Origin of the sequence: Haloferax prahovense DSM 18310, from assembly GCF_000336815.1 — an archaeon.
Classification (GTDB): domain Archaea; phylum Halobacteriota; class Halobacteria; order Halobacteriales; family Haloferacaceae; genus Haloferax; species Haloferax prahovense.
Genome location: NZ_AOLG01000047.1, coordinates 63,906 through 81,818 on the forward strand (window position 1 = coordinate 63,906; position 17,913 = coordinate 81,818).

Here is a 17,913-nt window from a genome sequence, read left to right on the forward strand (position 1 = left end):
GTAACTACTGGCATGACACGTACGGAGAGCGGTGACGCCGACGCCACGACCGAGTACGTCGTCGTACTCGACGTACTCCGCCACGGGCGTCAAGGAGACGACCGACGGCGCTTCGACGCGGCACCCATCGCGTACGCGCTCAGAGAGTCCGATTTCCGTCTCCTCGAGTTGACCCTCGTCGAAGACGCCGACGTGAGCATCGGCGACCGGCTCGTCGTCTCACCGGTCGCCGACCGCGAGCTGATTCAGTCCGTCGAAGAACTCTCGTACGGCGACCTCTCGAACACGGCGACGGCCGAAGTCGACTACGTCGTCGAGGACATCGTCGAGGCCGACGAACGGCGGTTCGTGGACTTCTACAACGACGCACAGCCCATCACACTGCGGCTCCACCAGCTCAACTTGCTTCCCGGCATCGGGAAGAAGCTCCGCGACAAGATTCTCGAATCGCGTAAGCGGCAGGGACCGTTCGAGTCGTTCGAAGACCTCGAAGAACGAGTCTCCGGGCTTCACCGCCCGAAGGAGGTCATCGTCGAGCGCATCCTCGACGAACTCCGCGACAACGACGTGAAGTACAAGACGTTCGTCGGACGCGACGGGCGGTAGCGGAACGGGACTTTTACCCGCTCCCGCACGATACCTCTCCCAATGACGAGCGACGGCAGCGAACAGGTCCGCGGGGCCGGCGCGCGCGACCCGGACGCCCTCATCCGGCGGGCGGGCGCTCGCGGGAACCCGGACCACGACCAGCACTTCCTCGTCGACGACCGCGTCGTCGACCGCATCCCGACGTACCTCCCCGAGGACGCGGACCGCTCGCACGTCCTCGAAATCGGCGGCGGACCGGGCGTCCTCACGGACCGACTGCTCGGCGTCGCCGACCGCGTGACCGTCGTCGAACAGGACCGGACGTTCGCCGAGCACCTGCGCCGCGAGTTCGCCGACGAGGTCGAAGCGGGACGGCTCACCGTCGTCGAGGGCGACGCGCTCGAGGTCGACCTGCCCGAGTTCACCGCGTGCGTCTCGAACCTCCCGTACGGCATCTCCTCGGAGATTTCGTTCCGGTTGCTCCCCCGCGGGAAGCCGCTGGTGTTGATGTTCCAAAAGGAGTTCGGCGAGCGGATGGCCGCCGAGTCGGGCACCTCGGAGTACGGCCGCCTCTCGGTGAGCACCCAGCACTACGGCGACGTCGAGGTCTGCGAGCACGTCCCCCGCGAGGCGTTCGACCCCAAGCCGGCGGTCCAGAGCGTCGTCGTCCGCATCACGCCGCGCGACCCAGAGTACGAGGTCGAAGACGAGGCGTTCTTCCTCGACTTCGTGAAGGCGCTGTTCACCCAGCGACGGAAGACCATCAGAAACGGCATCCGAAACACGGCGCACATCTCCGGGCTGTCGGACCCCGAAGCGGTCGTCGAGGCGGCCGACGAGGACGTGCTCCGAAAGCGCGCCGGCAACATGGCTCCCGCGGAGTTCGCCGAACTCGCGGAACTCGCCGCGTCGGTCGGCCGGTAACCTAACTCCATGATACGCCCCGCGCTCGCCGTGACCCTCTCTCGTCTCGCTTCCACCGGCACGCCCCTCCAGAGCGACACGGTTCTCGACATCGCGTCGCTGTTCCCGACGTTCGAACTCCGCGTCGCCGCGAGCCTCCTCGTGACCGTCGCCGTCGTCGCCGTCTGGCGGCTCGGCGCGCGGCTCCACGACAAGGAGGTCGACGCCGTCTCGATGCCAGTGTGGCACCTCTCGGTGACGGTGCTCCGACTCGTCGTCGTCGCCGGCGGCGGGGCGTTCGTCTTCGCGGTCTGGTCGCTGTCGGGCGACATCGGCACGATTTCGACGCAGTACGACCTCAACAGGCAGACGTTCGTCCGCATCGCGCTGTCGGCGGCGTTCGTCGTCGGCGCGTACGTCCTCACGAGCGTCCTCGGTCGGTTCATCGGCGAGATTGCGAGCACGCGCCCGGAGATTTCCGACCACCAGCGCGAAATCATCTACCGCATCGCGCAGGTGACGACCTACCTCGCCACGCTCGCGGTCATTCTCGGTATCTGGCGGGCCGACCTCGGCGGCTTCCTCGTCGGCGCTGGCTTCCTCGGTATCGTGGTCGGGATGGCCGCGAGACAGACTCTCGGCGCGCTCATCGCGGGCTTCGTCATCATGTTCTCCCGGCCGTTCGAAATCGGCGACTGGGTCGAAGTCGGCGACCACGAGGGCATCGTCACCGAAATCACGGTCGTGAACACGCGCATCCAGACGTTCGACGGCGAGTTCGTGATGATTCCGAACGACGTGGTGAGTTCAGAGAGCCTCGTCAACCGGAGCCGAAAGGGTCGACTCCGCCTCGACGTCGAGGTCGGCGTCGACTACGAGACCGACATCGACCACGCCGCGGACGTGGCGCAGGCGGCGGTGGAGGACCTCGACGAGGTGCTCTCGGTGCCGAAGCCGCAGGTCGTCGCCAAGCGGTTCGACGACTCCGCGGTCGTCCTCGGGGTTCGCCCGTGGATAGACCGCCCGAGCGCCCGCCGGTGGTGGCGCGCCCGCACGGCGACCATCTCGGCCGTCCACGAGGCGTTCGCGGAGGAAGATATCACCATCCCGTTCCCGCAGCGCGCGCTGTCCGAGCGCGACCCCTCGGGGCCGATTCCCCTCACCGATACGCGGCCCGAAGCGAGCCCCGAAGCCGACGGCGGCGTCGAGGGCGGCGATGGCGGCGCCTCGACTGGTTCCAAGGAGGCCGACGAATGACCGACCTCGCCGAGCGCCGCGGGATGAACACCTCGGTCTATCAGCCCGCGGAGGACTCTGGACTGCTCGCGCAGGCCGCGGTCGGGCGCGTCTCGGGACGCGTCCTCGAAGTCGGCACCGGCTCGGGCTGGGTCGCAGAACAACTCGCGACGAAGACCGACGCCGACGTGGTCGCGAGCGACCTCAACCCCCACGCCTGCCGGCAGGCGGCCGAGCGGGCCGCAGCCATCCGCGCCGAGGGCGGCCGCGGCTTCGAGGTCGTTCGCGGGAGCCTCGTCGAACCGTTCCGCGACGACGCCTTCGACGCGGTGGCGTTCAACCCGCCGTACCTTCCCGAGGATCTCGAAGCCGCGCGCGACGACTGGATGGAAGTCGCGCTCACCGGCGGCGAGGACGGCCGCGAAATCATCGACCCATTCCTCGACACGGTCGGCCGGATCCTCAAGCCCGGCGGGACCGTCTTCCTCCTCGTGAGTAGCTTCACCGGCTACGACGAGGTGCTCGCCCGCGCCGAGGCGAACGGCTTCGGCCACGAGGTCGTCGTCCAGGAGTCGTACCCCTACGAGACGCTCACGGTGCTCGCGTTGGAATAACCAATGCGCATATGTTGATACAGGAAATATTATAGTCCGTCATTTCTTAGCCAGGAGTGATGACTGAACTCGTCTCGACGACACCGGGACTGTATCCCCTCCCGGATTGGGCGAAACAGGAGCTTTCCGACCTCAAGGGCCACCAGAAACACGACCTCATCTCCGGTAACGAGGGCGCAGATATCGTGAGCGCGTACGACCGCGCTCGCGAGGAAGTCGTCTCCGAACAGACTGACGCCGGCCTCGACCGCGTCGTCGAGGGGCAACTCCGCTGGGACGACATGCTCGCACACCCGCTTACGGTCCACGAGAACGTCGAGACCGGCGGTATCGTCCGCTACTACGACAACAACAACTTCTACCGCGACCCGCAGGTCCGCGGCGAACTCACCTTCTCCGGCGACGTCGCGGCCGAACTCGACGCCACCGCCGACCTCCTCGGCGACGAGTCGCTGCAGGCGGTCCTCCCCGGCCCGTACTCGCTTTCGGACCTCGCGACCGACGAGTACTACGGCGACGAGGCCGACTTCCTCGACGCTGTGAGCGAGTTCCTCGCCGGCGAGGTAGACGCCTTCCCGGAACACGAGACGCTGTTCCTCCTCGAACCCTCGCTCGTGTTCTCGCCGCCGGGCGAAGACGTCGACGACCGCGTCCCCGAGGCCATCTCCGCCGTCTCCGACGCGACCGACGCCGACGTAGTCGTCCACACCTACTGGGGCGCGCTCGACGAGAAGGTCTACGCGCACCTCATGGACGCCGACGTGGACGCCATTGGCTTCGACTTCGTCGCCGGCGACCGCGACCAGACGCTCTACAACATCAACGAGTACGGTACGAAAGACGACATCGCCCTGGGTCTCGTCGACGGCCAGAACACGCTGGTCGAAGACCCCGAGACGGTCCGCGAGCGCGTCGAGTGGACCCTCGACCAGGTCCAGAGCCAGACGTTCGACACCGCCTACGTGACCTCCAACACCGAACTGTTCTACCTGCCCGAGAACCGCGCGACGGAGAAACTCGCCGCCCTCGCGGCCGCCACCGAGGACGAACTGGAGGTGGAAGCATGAGCCGCGACGCCGAGAACCGCGAGCAGTTCCGCCCCGAGGCCCACGACAACGAGCACTTCCTGCTCACCACCGTCGTCGGCTCCTACCCGAAGCCCAAGTGGCTCAACCGCGCCAACGACCTCGCGGAGGACCCCGACTCCAAGTTCACCCAGGAGCACCTCCACGAGGCCCACGACGACGCCTGCCGCGTCATCACCAACGAGCACGAGCGCTCCGGCCTCGACACCGTCGTCGACGGCGAGATGCGCCGCGAGGAGATGGTCGAGTACTTCGCCCACCGCATCCCCGGCTACGAGTTCAACGGCCCGGTGAAGGTGTGGGGTCACAACTACTTCGACAAGCCCTCTGTCGTCGGCGAGGTCGAGTACGACGAGCCGTGGCTGGTCGACGAGTTCGAGTTCACGAGCGACGTGGCCTCCAAGCCCGTCAAGGTGCCCATCACGGGCCCGTACACGCTGGCTAGCTGGTCGTTCAACGAGCACTACGACTCCGAGGCCGACCTCGCGTACGCGCTGGCCGACCTCGTCAACGAGGAGATCGAACAACTCGTCGAGGCGGGCGCGACCTACATCCAGATCGACGAGCCCGCGCTGGCGACGACGCCGGACGACCACGCCATCGTCGGCGAGTGTCTCGAACGCATCGTCGCGGGCGTCCCCGACGAGGTCCGTATCGGCCTCCACGTCTGTTACGGCGACTACTCCCGTATCTACCCCGAACTCAACGACTACCCCATCGACGAGTTCGACGTGGAACTCTGCAACGGCGGTTACGAGCAGATAGACGTGTTCACCGACCCCGAGTTCGAGCCGGACCTCGCGCTCGGCGTCGTCGACGTTCACACCGCCGAAGTCGAGACTGTCGAGGAGATTAAGGAGAACATCAAGCAGGGTCTGAAGGTCGTCCCGCCGGAGAAACTCACCGTCTCCCCCGACTGCGGCGTGAAGCTCCTCCCCCGCGAGGTCGCCTACCAGAAGATGGAGAACATGGTCAAAGCCGCCCGCGAGGTCGAAGCCGAACTCGACGCCGGCGAAATCGACCTCGACGCGTCCGTCCCGCAGGCCGACTGAGCGGCTGAGTGTCCGAGCGACCGAACAACTCACGGCTCGTCTTTTTTGTCCGTATCGAACTCCAGAGTCGCAGACTCCCATCGCGTTCTCGCCGTCGTGAGTGTCTCCCCGTTCTGTACGTGAAATAAATGTTAACATACATCATAGCGTATCGCTCGGTATGGGCACCGAATCAGTCGCACCGGAACGGACGAACGTCGAACTGTGCCGCCGATACATCGAGGAGTTCGTCAACGAGGGGGACGCGGCGGCGGCAGAGGAGTTGGTCCACGAGGACGTCGTCACTCACCAGTTGGGCGTCGACGTCGACAGAGTGGGAAGAGACGCGCTGGTCGACCAGATACTCGGCTTCCGCGGGGCGGTCCCCGACTGGCACCTCGCTGTCGAAGACGCGGTCGGCGAGGGCGACCGGGTGATGATGCGGCTCACGGCGCGGGGAACGCCGCAGGAGCCGTGGGGTAACCTCGTCCCGACCGGGAAGTCGTTCGAGCAACCGGCGTTCTTCGTCTTCCGGCTCGAAGACGGCCGCATCGCCGAGCAGTGGAACCTGGTGAACCTGATGGGAATCGCGCGCCAACTCGGGTTGCTTCCGCCGGGGCCGCGGGTCGTCGCCAAACTGGCGGCCCGGCGGATTCGGTCGCGCCTCGGCGGCGGGCGACGACGACGCGCCTGACAACCCGCCAGTACTGGTCGCGCGAATTAGACGCGCTCGGTCTCGAACGAGCGTTCCCGAGTCGCGTCGTCTCCAACGTCGGCACCACCGAACCCGCGGTTGCCCTCACTCCCGATTCGCCACCCACCGTCGGCACCGCGGACTAACGGAAGCTCCGTCCCAACGGCGTCTGAAATCTCTTCGGGTGGCACGTCGCACGCCGCGGCGATGCGTTCGAACCGCGAGCCGCCGGTCAGGGCCTCGGGAACCGGCACCCAGACCGTCGCGGTCCGGTCGTCGGGCGTCGCGAGCGCGAGGTCGAGCCGCACGCCGTCCCGGCGAGAGAATCGGGCGAGGCCGCTCGCTCCGCGCCGCCGCTCGGGGACTACGTTCGTGACGACGCCCGAATCGACGTGGTCGAGCGCGCGCAGGCCGGCAACCCGGAGTTCGACGTCGCGGATGTCGGTCGGCCCGAGGACGACCGGACGCACGAGCGTCGAGAGCGTCGCCGCCAGTCGCGCGGTCGTCCACGCCGCCACCGCGGTCGCGCCGAGCATCGCCACCGCGCCGACGACGAACAGCGCCGCGAGCGCGAGGAGTACGAGTTCAACTTCGACCATATGACACGTTTCGCCGGGCGACGAGAAAACCGTTGTTCGCCGCGCGGTGGACGGTCAGGTCGCGGTGACGGTCGTCGCCGACCGTGGATGTCCAATGATAGTGTCCCGCACACAGTACCCCCGAGGGGCCCGCTCGGGAGGTAGAGCGCGGACGAGAGGGGAGACGTGGCCGTCGCTCCTCTCGGCAGAAAACGTGAGAACCGCGAGACGAGACTTACTCGTAGAGCCAGGTCTCGTCGATGCGCTCGTAGTCGACGAGTTCGTCCTCGTCGAAGAAGAGCGCGATTTCGCGCTCGTTCGCGCCCTCGTCCTCGTGGTCGGAGCCGTGGATGACGTTCCGGCCGAGGTCGAGACCGTAGTCGCCGCGGATGGTACCGGGAGCGGACTCTGCGGGGTCCGTCTCGCCCATCATGCCGCGAACCTGTCGCGTCGCGTCCTGTCCTTCCCAGACCATCGCGAAGACGGGACCGGACGTGATGAAGTCGACGAGACCCTCGAAGAAGGGCTTGCCCTCGTGCTCACCGTAGTGGTCGTGAGCGAGCTCCTCGTCGATCTGCATGAACTTGCCGGCGACCATCTTCAGACCGCGGTCCTCGAAGCGGGAGACGATGTCTCCGATGAGGCCGCGCTGGACGCCGTCGGGCTTGACCATCACGAAGGTGCGCTCTGCGTCGGACATCAGTTGTCCTCCGACTTGCCGCTCGCGCGGCGGCCGGCCTCCGTCCACTCGAGGTCGCGGGCCTCGCGGCCGAGGAAGTAGTTCTTCTCGGCCTTCGAGTCCTTGAAGTGGAGGATGGTGCCGTCGGTCTTGACGTACATCGTGCCCGTGCCGGGCTCGATTTCCTCACCACTGTAGTCGCACGTGCGCTTTTCGACCATTGTTACTGCCCTCCGATGGAGTCGGCGTCACGCTGAGTCTCGCGGAGCTGGAGGATGTCGCCCTCGCGGACGGGACCCAGCACGTTTCGCGTGATGATACGGCCCTGGTTGGAGCCTTCGCGGATGCGGCACTTGACCTGCATGGCCTCGCCGTGCATCCCAGTCTTTCCAACGACTTCGATGACTTCGGCAGGCGTCGAGTCGCTGGCTTGTTCGTCCGCGCTCATGGTCGGTTATCGAAGGTCCTCGACCTTAGTCGCGATGTCCTCGACATCGTCGGACGCGTCGCCGGCGTCGACGATGGCGGCCGCGGCACTGCCGACTTCGAGGCCGGCGGCGTGGCCGATGTCGTCCTGCGTCTCGACGAAGATGAACGGAATGCCCTTCTCGTCGGCGAGTTCGGGCAGGTGCATGACGATCTCCTCGGGGGAGACGTCTTCCGCGATGAGGACGAGCTGGGCGTTGCCCCGCTCGATGGACTTGGTCGTTTCGTTGGTTCCTTTCTTCACGATACCAGTATCTCGGGCGACCTCGAGCGCCTCGACGGCGCTGTCAGCGAGGTCGGCCGGTACGTCGAAGTCTACGTAGACAGCCATTGTTGTTCACCTATATCCTGCTCGCGGGCTCGACTCCCTCGCCGGTATCACACCGGTCGGTCGGTCGCGACCGGTCAACGATTTCCCTACGGCGAGGAGGTTCATCAACCCCGGACAGGCTGTAACCACTCTTTGCTTCGGCCCCCATAAAAGCGCTTTCAAAATCGTACCGCCGTGCGACGCGTCCGCACGACCCGCGAACACCCGATTTCTCGCCGACCGAAGCGCCCCGGATTCTCGTGTCAATTGCTCACACGAAACGCCCGTGGCGGGGTGTGACACCCCACCGAAACCGCTGGCTGAACCGACTGGGGACGAGCGCGCTCGCACCCGACCGAAGAATGTGAATAGTCGCGCCGGCGTATCACCCCCATGACCGAACTCGGCGACGACCCCGACGTCGAGGCGCTCGCCGCCGCCCGCCGTGCGGAGGCACTGGCGACGAACCAGCGACGCCTCCTCGTCCTCGCCGGCGACCGGGACGCCGGCATCGACGCCGCCTTCGACGCGGTCCGCGGGGCCGACGTCCCCGACGACGAGGTGACGTTCGTCACCGCCCGCGAGGGCTTTCGCTTCCACCGCGTCGAACCGAAGCGCGCCTCGTCGCTGCTCGGGACGACCCGGACGCTCGTCGTCCTCGACGCCCACGAGGACTTCTCGGCGAACGCGCTCGGCCGCGTCGCCGGCGCAGTCGACGGCGGCGGCCTGCTCGTCCTGCTCACGCCACCCCTCGACGAGTGGCCCGCCCGCCGCGATTCCTTCGACGAGCGGTTGGCGGTCCCGCCGTTCTCCGTCGCGGACGTGACCGGGCGCTTCCGCGGCCGACTCGTCTCGACGCTCCGGGACCACCCCGGCGTCGCCCTCGTCGACCTCGATTCGGGGACCGTCGAGCGCGACGGCGCGTACCGACAGGGAATCAGTTTCGACGCCGCCCCGCCGCGGATACCGAGAGAGAAGAACCGACGGTTCCCGCGGCGCGCCTACGAGAACTGTCTCACCGCCGACCAGTCCGCCGCGCTCGAAGCGCTCGAAGCGCTGGCCGACCCTGGAAACGCCATCGTCGTGGAGGCCGACCGCGGCCGCGGGAAGTCGAGCGCGGCGGGCCTCGCCGCCGGGAGTCTCGCCGCGGAGGGCGCGGACGTGGTCGTGACCGCGCCCGGAAAGCGAAACGCCGCCGAGGTGTTCGCCCGCGCGGAGCGACTTCTCTCCGAACTCGGCGCGCTCCGAGGCGGCGGCGCGGACGACTTCGACCTCGCGGCCGAGAGCGGCGGTCGCGTCCGCTACGTCCCGCCCACGGAAGCCGGCGCGGCGGCGGCCGACGCCGACGCGCTCGTCGTGGACGAGGCGGCCGCCCTGCCCGTCAGGCTCCTCGAATCGTTCCTCGCCGCGCCCGCGGTCGCCTTCTGTACGACCGTCCGGGGCTACGAGGGCGCGGGCCGCGGCTTCGCCGTCCGCTTCCGCGACCGCCTCGACGACGCGGACCGCGAGGTGACCGACGCGCGCCTCGACGACCCGATTCGCTACGCCGCCGGCGACCCCGTCGAGTCGTGGACGTTCCGCGCGCTCCTCCTCGACGCTCGGCCGCCGGTCGACCAGCTCGTCGCTGACGCGACGCCCGATACCGTCTCCTACCGGACGCTTTCGCCCGACGACCTGCTGGCTGACGAACACCTGCTCCGCGAAGCGTTCGGCCTGCTCGTCCTCGCGCACTACCGGACCGAACCGGACGACCTCGCCCGACTTCTCGACGCTCCGAACCTGACGCTCCGGGCGCTCACCCACGAGGGGCGAGTCGTCTCGGTCGCGCTCCTCGCCCGCGAGGGCGGCCTCGACGCCGACACCCGCCGGCACATGTACGACGGCGGCCGCATCCGCGGGAACATGCTCCCCGACGTGTTCACGAGCCAACTCCGGGACGAAGCGGCCGGCGTCCCCGTCGGCTACCGCGTGATGCGCATCGCCACCCACCACGCGGTCCGGTCGTCCGGGCTCGGCTCGCGGCTCCTCTCGGAGATACGCGACGAGTTCGCGGGCGACGCGGACTACCTCGGCGTCGGCTTCGGCGCGACGCCCGAACTCCTCTCGTTCTGGCGCGACAACGGTTACGGGACGGTCCACCTCTCGACCACCAGAAACGACACCAGCGGCGAGTACTCGGCGCTCATGATGCACCCCCTGTCGCCCGCCGGCCGCGACCTCCGCGACCGCCACGCGGCGTGGTTCCTCGGCCGCGTCGGCGACGTGCTCGGCGACGCCCTCTCGGACCTCGACGCCGACGTGGCACGGGCGGCCCTCGCCGCCGTCGACACCGCGTTCTCACCGGACCTCTCCGAGTACGAGTGGCGCGTCGTCGTGGGCGCGTCCTACGGCCCGGGGCTCTACACGACCGCGCCCGGCGCGTTCCGTCGCCTCGGCCTCGCGCACCTCACGACCCCCGAGCGGGCCTCGCTCACGCCTCGGGAGGAGCGACTGCTGGTCCGCAAGGTCCTCCAGACCCGGCCGTGGAACGCCGTCGCCGACGAACTCGACTTCCACTCGACCGCGGGAGCCATGCGCGCGCTCGGCGACGCCTACGAACCGCTCGTGGACGAGTACGGCACCGACGCGGCCCACGAGGAACGCGAGCGATTCCGGTGAGCGCGAGGCGCGCGGCGGGCGGAGAGACGGCTGGGCCGCGACTCGCCGACACACCGATAGTCGTCGGCGCCGACGCTCCCCGTATGGCCGACTGTAGCGAACCCGACTGCGAGAACGTCGCGGCGGTCAGGCTCTACGTGCCGTGGGACGCCGACAGAGACGTCTGTACGGCCCACGCGAGGGCGCTCGTTCAGCAGGACGGCGTCGTCGCCGAACCCCTCGACGGGGCCGAAGACGACTGGGCGTAGCACGGTCGGTCGCGAGCGGGGCAGTCGCACCCCGACGCGTCGCTGGCCGGAGAAGACAGCGCGCAGAAATTCAGGGTCGGAGTGGGGCCGGTCTGCGCTCACCGGAGCGAGACGGCCATCATCACTTCGTCGACGTAGTCGCCGTCTATCTTGTAGTGGGCGTCGCGGACGGCTTCGGTCTCCCAGCCGTGGCCTTCGAGGAACGCGATTGCCTCCTCGTTGGTCGCCGGAACGCTGTTGTAGAGCTTCTCGAAGCCGCGCTCCCGAGCCCAGTCGACGCCGCGGTCGAGGAGCTTGCTCCCGATGCCGTGGCCGCGGAACTCCGGCCGCGTGCCGACCGTCAGGACGGCGGTGTGGCTCAGCTTCTCCGCCTCGGGCAGGTCGAGGTGAACCCAGCCGGCGAGTTCGTCGCCGACGGTGGCGACGAACACCATCCGAGAACTGACCTCGTTGTGTCGGAGGACGACCTCCTCGTGGTCGAGTAGGTCGGCGACCGTCTCGGCCTCGATGTACCGGCCCTCGTCGGCGACCTCGTGAATGGCGTCGACGAGGCTCTCCAAGTCGACGTTCTGGGCCATCCGAATCGTCACGTCGAGGTCGCCGAGTTCGACCGTCTCCGCCTCGCCGGGCGCGTAGGCCACCTCCACGTGGTTGCCGACCTTCCGGATGTAGCCGTCCCGTCGCAGAACCGTCAGGTGCGCCCCCAGCGCCGCCGGTTCGAAGTTGAGCGCCCGCCGAACCTCGTCCTCGCGGACGGTCCCGTGCCGCTCGATGTACTCGTAGATGTCCTTGCGGTCTTTGTGTCCGAAGTTGAGACTGTCAGTTACTTCCATGGTACACAATCACACTCATGATTTATAATTGTTGTTCGTGCCAGACCCGGCGACAGTCGGTGGAGCCGACGGGTGAATCGGGGTCCGTGCGCCGACTTCAGCGCCTCTCGGGGACACAGGTCAGCAGTTGGGCGGTGTCGAGCACGTCGTGGGTCCGCAGCAGGACTTCGGCTGCTTCGCGGACCGTGAAGTCCGCGTCGAGGTCGACCCCGTAGCACCGGGCGTACATGTCGAGCCAGTCGTTCATCGCCCGGTGGAGGAGTTCGAACTCCTCGCCGGTGAAGGAGACTTGCCGGTCGCCCGTCCGCGCGCTGACGTAGAGCGAGACCGCCGGGCCGACGCCGTCGCGGGCGCATTCGAGCGCGCGTTGGTCCGCGGCCGACGGCGGCGGCGGGTCGAACGACTCCCGCGCTTCTCGCGCCTCGGCGGCGAGGGCTCTGGCGCGCTCCCCGAACCGGACGTCTTCGGGGTGTCGCTCCTCGGCACCGCGACCGTCGGCGACGGCGCGGGACTTCGATTGAGCCACGTCGCGACTCATCGTCTCACCCCCGTCACCCCCACTTGAACTCGACGCCCTTGTCGCCGCGTGGGTGGGTCCACTCGGTGTCGGCGACGACGGCGCAGGTGCCGCACTCGACGCAGGGCTGGGTGTCGAGGCTGACGACGCGCTCCTCCGAGCCGTTGGTTCGGACGACTTCCTCACGGTAACAGCCGCCGCCGAAGTCGACCGCCGAGACGGGACAGGCCGCCACCGCAGCCCCGCTGGCCTCGTAGGACTCGTCGCGGAGCGTGATGTGCGGGTTGCCGATGTCGGTGTCGTAGGTCAACCCGCCGATGCGGGCTTCGAGGTCCGGCGGCGTCACCGAGCTCTGGTCACGGACCCGCGTCCCCAACTCCTCGGCGATGACCGTCGGGAGCGTGACGTAGGGCGTCCGCGTGTCCGGCATCAGCGCCGACAGCGTCGGGACGTTGTAGAGGCGTTCGAGCCGCCCCGAGAGCGCGCGGATGCCGGCGCGCCCGACCGCCGAGGTGAGCACGGTGTCGACCACGTCGGTCACGCCGTCGTCCTCGGCGACGCCGCGGAGCAGTTCGTAGCCGCGGGGCCGGAGCTTCTTCATCACGCCCTCGCTCCGGAGCTTGCGGGCGTAGCGAGTCCCCGCTTTTTCGGGCTCGTTGCGCGATTTAGCCTGCGCGTACGACTCCGCGGCGAGCGCCCCGGCGGTGACGGCGTGGTTCATGCCCTTGATTATCGGCCCCTGCGCCTGCATCTGGCCGGCCGCGTCGCCGACGAGGAGCAGGCGGCCGAAGTGCGGTTCGCGCAGGGCGACCTTCTTCGAGTCGGGTACGAGTTTCGCACTGTACTCCAGTTCCGTGTAGTCGTCGCCGAGCCACTGCGCGAGAAGCGGGTGAGTCAGGAGGGCGTCGAGGAGCTGGTGCGGTTCGGCCTCCTCCGCGACGAGGCTGTCGAGATGGAACACCGTCCCGAGCGACAGCGTGTCGCGGTTTGTGTAGAGGAAGCCGCCGCCTCGGACGCCCTCGAAGAGGTCGCCAGAAAACAGGTGTGCCGCGCCCTCGTCGTCCGCCACGTCGAACCGGTCGGCGATGGCGTCTTCCGGCATGTCGACGACGGCCTTGACGCCCTGGAACCACTCGTCGGGCTCGTCCCAGTCCATCAGGCCCGCGTCGCGGGCGAGTTCGGAGTTCACCCCGTCGGCCGCGACGATGATGTCGGCGGTTATCGGGTCGAGTTCGTCCAGCGTGACGCCGACGATGCGGCCCTCCTCGCGGAGCAGGCCGTTGACGTGGACGCCCGTCAGGAGGCCGCCGCCCGTCTCGCGGGTCCGTTCGTGGACGCGGTCTTCGAGCCACGAGTCCATCTTTCGCCGGAGGACGGAGTCGGACCACTCGGTGTCGTGCTCGTGGAGGTCCGTGAGGTCGAACGACTCGACCTTGTCGCCGGCGATGTTGTGGATGCGGTACTTCGTGATGGGCCGCTCGGCGGCCGCCTCTCGGAACCCCGGAAAGAGGTCGTCGATAGTGTACGGCGCGGACTCCTCGGCGTAGATGAGCCCGCCCGAGACGTTCTTCGACCCGGCCTCGACGCCGCGTTCGAGGACGAGCGTCTCGATGCCGTAGTTGGCGAACGTCGCGGCCGCCGCCGCGCCGCCGGGTCCGGCCCCGACGACGAGCGCTTCGTAGTGTTCGTAGTCGCTCATCGTGACTCACCTCGGTCGTCCGCTACCGAACCGCTGTCGGGCGTTTCGCCCGACGTAGCCGATGTCGTGTTCCCTCCGTCGCTCGCCACCGCCGCCTCGAACCGGCCCTCCTTGAGCGCCGTCGTCAGCCGCGGCAGCACCTCGAAGAGGTCGCCCTCGATGAAGTAGTCCGAGAAGTCGCGGATGCGGGCGTCGGGGTCGGTGTTGACCGCGACGATGGTGTCGGACTCGTCCATGCCGACCTTGTGCTGGATCGCGCCGGAGATGCCCGCCGCGACGTAGAGCTTCGGCGCGACGACCTGTCCGGTCTCGCCGATCTGTCTGTCCTCGTGGGTGTACTGCTCGACGTGGCCGTCGAAGTTGAACGACCCCGTGACGATGCCGCGGGTGACGCCAACCTCGGCGTCCTCGAACTGGTCGGCGAGGTCCAAGGCGAGTTCGATGCCCTTCGTCGGGTCGTCGCCGATGCCGCGGCCGACCGCGACGACGACGTCGTGGCCGGTCAGGTCGATACCCTCGTCGAGCTGGTCGAAGTCGGTGACGGTGACGCGGAACCAGTCGTCGTCGAGCGGGGCGTCGTGTTCGACCACGAGGCCCTCGCGCTCGGCGTCGGGTTCGGGCAGGTCGAAGCTCCCCGGGATGACCGACGCGCCCTGCGGGTGAAACTCCCGCGTCGGGTTGTCGATACAGAGAATCGTCGAGTACTCGAAGCCGGAGAAGTCCGGGCGCTTCATGTGCAGGACGCGCTGGAACTCCTTTTTCTCGCCGGCGACGCCGGTCTTGACCGGGTTCGAGATGACCTCCTCCGTGATGTAGAGCCCCGAGCAGTCGCTGGCGAGGCCGGAGTCGAGTTCGGCCTGCACGAGCGCCGAGAGGTCCCGACCGTTGTTCGTCGCCGGGAACAGCACGTACCGCGGCTTGTCGTAGTCGCGCCACGGCTCGTCGCGGCCGCCTTCGACCTCGAAGTTATCGTGGGTGGCCCCCGCGCGGGCCATGTCGCAGAATATCTCGGTGTACGGCTTGTGCTGGAAGCGTTCGAGCCGGGCGTCCTCGCGGACGACGACCACGTCCGCGCCGTAGGCGATGACGTCCTCGACGTGCTTCGACACGTCGGAGCCGATGAGGACCGCGACGACCCGCTCGTCGGTCGTGTAGTCGTCGTTGTAGGTGTCCATTAGGTCGCGGGCCTTGCCGAGCATCTCCTTGGACACGTCCACGAGTTCGCCCGCCTGCGTCTCGCAGTAGACCCACATGTCGCGGTAGGTCCCCCCGTGGAGCGACCGGACGTGCCGCTTGTCCCGGGTCGGATGGTCGAGGTCCGGGTGGCGCTCCTCGGGCGTCCGGTCATCCACCTCGATTTCCGTGTCCTCCTCGTCGCTTCCCTTCACGGAGTCGATGCGGCTTCTGATGAGCCGCTTCACCGGGTCGCGGTCCTCGCCGGCTTCCTCGCGTTCGAGGAGGGATTCGAGGTCCGAGACCTCCTCGACGCTCTGGAGGGCGTTTCCGACCTCCGCGGTGCTCATCGACGCGAGGTCCATCTCGTCGGCGTCGGCCGGTTCTTCGTCGTCCTCGGAGAACTTCTCGATGCGGCTCTCGATGAGGGCGATGGCCGGCGCGCGGTTCTGTCCGCGGTGTTCCACCTGTAGAATCTCCTCTAACTCGCCGAGGTCGTCGATGTCCTTGATGGCCGGGCCGAGCTCCGAAATCTCGTAGTCGCCGGGGTCGAAGTCGGTCACGTTCAGTCACCCCCCGCGGCCGCGGCGTCGCCGGCGTCGTCGCCGACCGCCGACTGCATCGCGCCCAGTACGTCCTGCATGGCTCCCGTATCCTCCGGGTCGACCATCGTCGCCTCCCGCTCCGCCGGGGCCTTCGGAATCGGGTCGACCGACGAGACGATGGTCGGCGAGCCGTCGAGGCCGATGTAGTCCGGGTCGACGTTGATGTCGGCGTGGTCCCGCACCGTCAGGTGCTCCTCGTAGTTCTCGGCGCGTGCTCGGGTCTCCTCGCGCAGGTCCTTCAGCGTCAGGCGCTCGCCCGCCGTCCGATACGACGGCTCGAACTCGGGGTCCGCGACGACGAACGCCGGAAGCTCCGTCTCGACGGTCTCTATCTCCTCGATATCGCCTTCGACCAGCCGCTTGGCGCGCAGCGTCCCCTCCGCTTCGTCGATGTCGAGGGAGATGACGTGCGTGACGAGCGGCATGTCGAGACACCAGTTCGTCTGCGGGCCGGTGTGGCCCGTCTCCCCATCTGCGGTCTTGAACCCGGCGAACACCACGTCCGGCTCGCCGAGCGTCTCGATGCCCGCGCTGAGCGTGATGGCCGTCGCCCACGTGTCGGCGGCCGCCATCTCGCGGTCCGAGACGAGGTGGAGGTCGTCGGCGTACACCGTCTCCATCGCCTCGCGTAACACCTCCTTGTACCCCGGCGGCCCCATGCTCATTACGCTCACTCGCCCGCCGTGTCGAATCCGCGTCTGGAGCGCCGCCTCCAGCGCGAAGCGGTCGTTCGGATTCATCACTGTGGGCGTCTTCCCCCGTTCGAGGTGCCCGTCCTCGTCGAACGATACCTGGCCCTCCCGGAAGTCGGGCACGCCTTTTGTAAGTACCACCATGTGCATTGAGAACACTCTCCAGTTAATGCTAGCTCATATTCATAATAATCTTTTGTACTAGGTGACCGGAATGTCCGCGCCGCGTATCGACGTCGCTGTCGGCGGTGTCGCCCGCAAAAAATCGGGGTTTCTTCCCTCAGATGCGTCCCGCTCGCCCGGGGTCGACGTCGATGGCGTCGACCGGGCAGACGTCGACACAGAGCATGCAGTCGATGCACTGGTCTTCGTGGGTCGGTTCGGCCTTGATGTCGGACTCCGGGTGCCCCGGCGTGTCGACCCACGTGAACACGTCCACGGGGCAGTCTTCCAGACACGCTCCGTCGGCGAGACAGATGTCGAAGTCCACCGCGACGTGCGTGCCGTGGATGCCGTGTTTCTCCGGCGGGTCGACCGGTCCCCAGACGGCCACGCCGTTTTCCTCTCCGACCTTCTCCCTGTTTGTCTCGAACTGCGGGTCGATAGCCATGACTCTTAGTGACATATTTCGGTAGAGGCAATAAACTATCCCCCGAACGGGCGGAACCCGGGCGACGTGGCGCGCGAGTTAGAACCCGGTCACACCCGCCGTCCTTCCGCCGCGGCCTCGACGCGCCCACTCGGTGGGGTGAATAGCCCCCGGCCCGAACCACCCCGGTATGGACGTGTTCCTCTGGGTCGCGCTCGCCCTCTTGGTCCTCGGCGTCGTCGGGAGCGTGCTTCCGCTCCTCCCCGGCGCGCTCCTCTCCGTGCTCGGCGTGGTCGTCTACTGGGTATCGACCGGCTTTTCGGACCCCGGGCCCATCGCGTTCGTCGGTCTCACCCTCGTCGGCCTCGTCGCGCTCGTCACCGACTACGCGGGCGGGATGGTCGCCGCGCGGTTCGGCGGCGCGTCGACCCGAACGTCGATTGTCGCCGGAGTCGCCGGCTTCCTGCTCATGTTCCTCATCGGCCCGCTCGGCATCTTCGTCGGCGTCGCTGGCACGGTCTTCGCCCTCGAATACCTCGAACACCAAGACGCGGAAGAGAGCGGTCGGCGAGCCCTCGTCGCCACGGTCGGCGTCCTCGCCACAGCGGCGGTGCAGGCGCTGTTGACCTTCTCGATGCTCGTCGGCTTCGTCCTCGTCGTGGTGCTCTAACGCCGGCCGACTTCGCTTCGCTCCC

General features: G+C 67.9%; 21 protein-coding genes. 10 read left to right on the forward strand and 11 right to left on the reverse strand.

What is annotated here, in order from left to right; translation table 11 throughout:
* The first annotated feature begins 12 nt into the window (after positions 1-12).
* The 7 genes from C457_RS12130 to C457_RS12160 all read left to right on the forward strand — a co-directional run bounded on the left by C457_RS12130 (position 13) and on the right by C457_RS12160 (position 6,151).
* Complete coding sequence (locus C457_RS12130; RefSeq protein ID WP_008094995.1) at positions 13-606, forward strand: DUF655 domain-containing protein; 594 nt, start codon at positions 13-15, stop codon at positions 604-606.
* A 42-nt stretch (positions 607-648) separates the two neighbouring features.
* On the forward strand, positions 649-1,512 hold the full coding sequence (locus C457_RS12135) for a 16S ribosomal RNA methyltransferase A (RefSeq protein ID WP_008094997.1): 864 nt from the start codon (positions 649-651) through the stop codon (positions 1,510-1,512).
* A gap of 9 nt (positions 1,513-1,521) precedes the next feature.
* On the forward strand, positions 1,522-2,748 hold the full coding sequence (locus C457_RS12140; RefSeq protein ID WP_008094999.1) for a mechanosensitive ion channel family protein: 1,227 nt from the start codon (positions 1,522-1,524) through the stop codon (positions 2,746-2,748).
* Positions 2,745-3,341, forward strand: a complete 597-nt coding sequence (locus C457_RS12145) for a HemK2/MTQ2 family protein methyltransferase (RefSeq protein ID WP_008095001.1) — start codon at positions 2,745-2,747, stop codon at positions 3,339-3,341. Before C457_RS12140 ends, C457_RS12145 begins: the two co-directional genes overlap by 4 nt.
* Positions 3,342-3,400: 59 nt before the next feature.
* Complete coding sequence (locus C457_RS12150; protein WP_008095003.1) at positions 3,401-4,408, forward strand: vitamin-B12 independent methionine synthase; 1,008 nt, start codon at positions 3,401-3,403, stop codon at positions 4,406-4,408.
* Positions 4,405-5,478 (forward strand): methionine synthase, encoded by a 1,074-nt coding sequence (locus C457_RS12155; protein ID WP_008095006.1) that lies wholly within the window; start codon positions 4,405-4,407, stop codon positions 5,476-5,478. Before C457_RS12150 ends, C457_RS12155 begins: the two co-directional genes overlap by 4 nt.
* Positions 5,479-5,638: 160 nt before the next feature.
* Positions 5,639-6,151 carry an ester cyclase gene (locus C457_RS12160; protein ID WP_008095008.1) on the forward strand — a complete coding sequence of 171 codons (513 nt, stop codon included), beginning with the start codon at positions 5,639-5,641 and terminating at the stop codon, positions 6,149-6,151.
* 26 nt (positions 6,152-6,177) lie between these two features.
* On the opposite strand, the gene C457_RS12165 is transcribed toward C457_RS12160, so the two are convergent.
* The 5 genes from C457_RS12165 to rpl7ae form a co-directional block, all read right to left on the reverse strand.
* The gene (locus tag C457_RS12165) at positions 6,178-6,750 is read right to left on the reverse strand and encodes a hypothetical protein (RefSeq protein ID WP_008095010.1); all 573 of its coding nucleotides are present in this window, start codon (positions 6,748-6,750) and stop codon (positions 6,178-6,180) included.
* Positions 6,751-6,964: 214 nt separating this feature from the next.
* Positions 6,965-7,429, reverse strand: a complete 465-nt coding sequence (gene ndk / locus C457_RS12170; RefSeq protein ID WP_008095011.1) for a nucleoside-diphosphate kinase — start codon at positions 7,427-7,429, stop codon at positions 6,965-6,967.
* The gene (locus tag C457_RS12175) at positions 7,429-7,629 is read right to left on the reverse strand and encodes a 50S ribosomal protein L24e (RefSeq protein ID WP_004974594.1); all 201 of its coding nucleotides are present in this window, start codon (positions 7,627-7,629) and stop codon (positions 7,429-7,431) included. The genes ndk and C457_RS12175 overlap by 1 nt, the downstream gene beginning before the upstream one ends.
* Before the next feature lie 2 nt (positions 7,630-7,631).
* Entirely contained in the window at positions 7,632-7,856 is a 225-nt protein-coding gene (locus C457_RS12180) for a 30S ribosomal protein S28e (protein ID WP_004042966.1), read from the reverse strand.
* 6 nt (positions 7,857-7,862) lie between these two features.
* Positions 7,863-8,225 (reverse strand): 50S ribosomal protein L7Ae, encoded by a 363-nt coding sequence (gene rpl7ae, locus C457_RS12185; protein WP_004042964.1) that lies wholly within the window; start codon positions 8,223-8,225, stop codon positions 7,863-7,865.
* A gap of 372 nt (positions 8,226-8,597) precedes the next feature.
* On the opposite strand from rpl7ae, the gene tmcA reads away from it, so the two are divergent.
* Positions 8,598-10,862: a tRNA(Met) cytidine acetyltransferase TmcA gene (tmcA, locus tag C457_RS12190; RefSeq protein WP_008095017.1), complete on the forward strand. Its 2,265-nt coding sequence runs from the start codon at positions 8,598-8,600 to the stop codon at positions 10,860-10,862.
* An 83-nt stretch (positions 10,863-10,945) separates the two neighbouring features.
* A complete protein-coding gene (locus C457_RS20645; RefSeq protein ID WP_008095019.1) occupies positions 10,946-11,110 on the forward strand; it encodes a hypothetical protein in 165 nt (54 codons plus the stop codon).
* Between the two features lie 98 nt (positions 11,111-11,208).
* Here the strand turns inward: C457_RS20645 and C457_RS12195 are convergent, their stop codons facing one another.
* The 6 genes from C457_RS12195 to C457_RS12220 all read right to left on the reverse strand — a co-directional run bounded on the left by C457_RS12195 (position 11,209) and on the right by C457_RS12220 (position 17,239).
* Positions 11,209-11,943 (reverse strand): GNAT family N-acetyltransferase, encoded by a 735-nt coding sequence (locus tag C457_RS12195; protein WP_008095021.1) that lies wholly within the window; start codon positions 11,941-11,943, stop codon positions 11,209-11,211.
* Between the two features lie 97 nt (positions 11,944-12,040).
* Complete coding sequence (locus C457_RS12200) at positions 12,041-12,481, reverse strand: hypothetical protein (protein ID WP_008095023.1); 441 nt, start codon at positions 12,479-12,481, stop codon at positions 12,041-12,043.
* Positions 12,482-12,494: 13 nt separating this feature from the next.
* Positions 12,495-14,159 carry an FAD-dependent monooxygenase gene (locus tag C457_RS12205; protein ID WP_008095024.1) on the reverse strand — a complete coding sequence of 555 codons (1,665 nt, stop codon included), beginning with the start codon at positions 14,157-14,159 and terminating at the stop codon, positions 12,495-12,497.
* The gene (locus tag C457_RS12210) at positions 14,156-15,895 is read right to left on the reverse strand and encodes an electron transfer flavoprotein subunit alpha/FixB family protein (protein ID WP_008095025.1); all 1,740 of its coding nucleotides are present in this window, start codon (positions 15,893-15,895) and stop codon (positions 14,156-14,158) included. The genes C457_RS12205 and C457_RS12210 overlap by 4 nt, the downstream gene beginning before the upstream one ends.
* A gap of 2 nt (positions 15,896-15,897) precedes the next feature.
* Positions 15,898-16,779 (reverse strand): electron transfer flavoprotein subunit beta/FixA family protein, encoded by an 882-nt coding sequence (locus C457_RS12215; RefSeq protein ID WP_049913602.1) that lies wholly within the window; start codon positions 16,777-16,779, stop codon positions 15,898-15,900.
* Positions 16,780-16,909: 130 nt separating this feature from the next.
* A complete protein-coding gene (locus tag C457_RS12220) occupies positions 16,910-17,239 on the reverse strand; it encodes a 4Fe-4S dicluster domain-containing protein (RefSeq protein WP_004974610.1) in 330 nt (109 codons plus the stop codon).
* A 169-nt stretch (positions 17,240-17,408) separates the two neighbouring features.
* Between C457_RS12220 and C457_RS12225 the strand changes: the two genes are divergently transcribed.
* Positions 17,409-17,888 carry a DUF456 domain-containing protein gene (locus C457_RS12225; protein ID WP_004974612.1) on the forward strand — a complete coding sequence of 160 codons (480 nt, stop codon included), beginning with the start codon at positions 17,409-17,411 and terminating at the stop codon, positions 17,886-17,888.
* Positions 17,889-17,913: the final 25 nt, after the last annotated feature.

What these genes read in the sequence shown, in the direction of transcription:
- C457_RS12130 (WP_008094995.1), top strand. Translation starts at nt 13, where the DNA reads ATGACACGTACGGAGAGCGGTGACGCCGACGCCACGACCGAGTACGTC.
- C457_RS12135 (WP_008094997.1), top strand. Translation starts at nt 649, where the DNA reads ATGACGAGCGACGGCAGCGAACAGGTCCGCGGGGCCGGCGCGCGCGAC.
- C457_RS12140 (WP_008094999.1), top strand. Translation starts at nt 1,522, where the DNA reads ATGATACGCCCCGCGCTCGCCGTGACCCTCTCTCGTCTCGCTTCCACC.
- C457_RS12145 (WP_008095001.1), top strand. Translation starts at nt 2,745, where the DNA reads ATGACCGACCTCGCCGAGCGCCGCGGGATGAACACCTCGGTCTATCAG.
- C457_RS12150 (WP_008095003.1), top strand. Translation starts at nt 3,401, where the DNA reads ATGACTGAACTCGTCTCGACGACACCGGGACTGTATCCCCTCCCGGAT.
- C457_RS12155 (WP_008095006.1), top strand. Translation starts at nt 4,405, where the DNA reads ATGAGCCGCGACGCCGAGAACCGCGAGCAGTTCCGCCCCGAGGCCCAC.
- C457_RS12160 (WP_008095008.1), top strand. Translation starts at nt 5,639, where the DNA reads ATGGGCACCGAATCAGTCGCACCGGAACGGACGAACGTCGAACTGTGC.
- C457_RS12165 (WP_008095010.1), bottom strand. Translation starts at nt 6,750, where the DNA reads ATGGTCGAAGTTGAACTCGTACTCCTCGCGCTCGCGGCGCTGTTCGTC.
- ndk (WP_008095011.1), bottom strand. Translation starts at nt 7,429, where the DNA reads ATGTCCGACGCAGAGCGCACCTTCGTGATGGTCAAGCCCGACGGCGTC.
- C457_RS12175 (WP_004974594.1), bottom strand. Translation starts at nt 7,629, where the DNA reads ATGGTCGAAAAGCGCACGTGCGACTACAGTGGTGAGGAAATCGAGCCC.
- C457_RS12180 (WP_004042966.1), bottom strand. Translation starts at nt 7,856, where the DNA reads ATGAGCGCGGACGAACAAGCCAGCGACTCGACGCCTGCCGAAGTCATC.
- rpl7ae (WP_004042964.1), bottom strand. Translation starts at nt 8,225, where the DNA reads ATGGCTGTCTACGTAGACTTCGACGTACCGGCCGACCTCGCTGACAGC.
- tmcA (WP_008095017.1), top strand. Translation starts at nt 8,598, where the DNA reads ATGACCGAACTCGGCGACGACCCCGACGTCGAGGCGCTCGCCGCCGCC.
- C457_RS20645 (WP_008095019.1), top strand. Translation starts at nt 10,946, where the DNA reads ATGGCCGACTGTAGCGAACCCGACTGCGAGAACGTCGCGGCGGTCAGG.
- C457_RS12195 (WP_008095021.1), bottom strand. Translation starts at nt 11,943, where the DNA reads ATGGAAGTAACTGACAGTCTCAACTTCGGACACAAAGACCGCAAGGAC.
- C457_RS12200 (WP_008095023.1), bottom strand. Translation starts at nt 12,481, where the DNA reads ATGAGTCGCGACGTGGCTCAATCGAAGTCCCGCGCCGTCGCCGACGGT.
- C457_RS12205 (WP_008095024.1), bottom strand. Translation starts at nt 14,159, where the DNA reads ATGAGCGACTACGAACACTACGAAGCGCTCGTCGTCGGGGCCGGACCC.
- C457_RS12215 (WP_049913602.1), bottom strand. Translation starts at nt 16,779, where the DNA reads ATGCACATGGTGGTACTTACAAAAGGCGTGCCCGACTTCCGGGAGGGC.
- C457_RS12220 (WP_004974610.1), bottom strand. Translation starts at nt 17,239, where the DNA reads ATGGCTATCGACCCGCAGTTCGAGACAAACAGGGAGAAGGTCGGAGAG.
- C457_RS12225 (WP_004974612.1), top strand. Translation starts at nt 17,409, where the DNA reads ATGGACGTGTTCCTCTGGGTCGCGCTCGCCCTCTTGGTCCTCGGCGTC.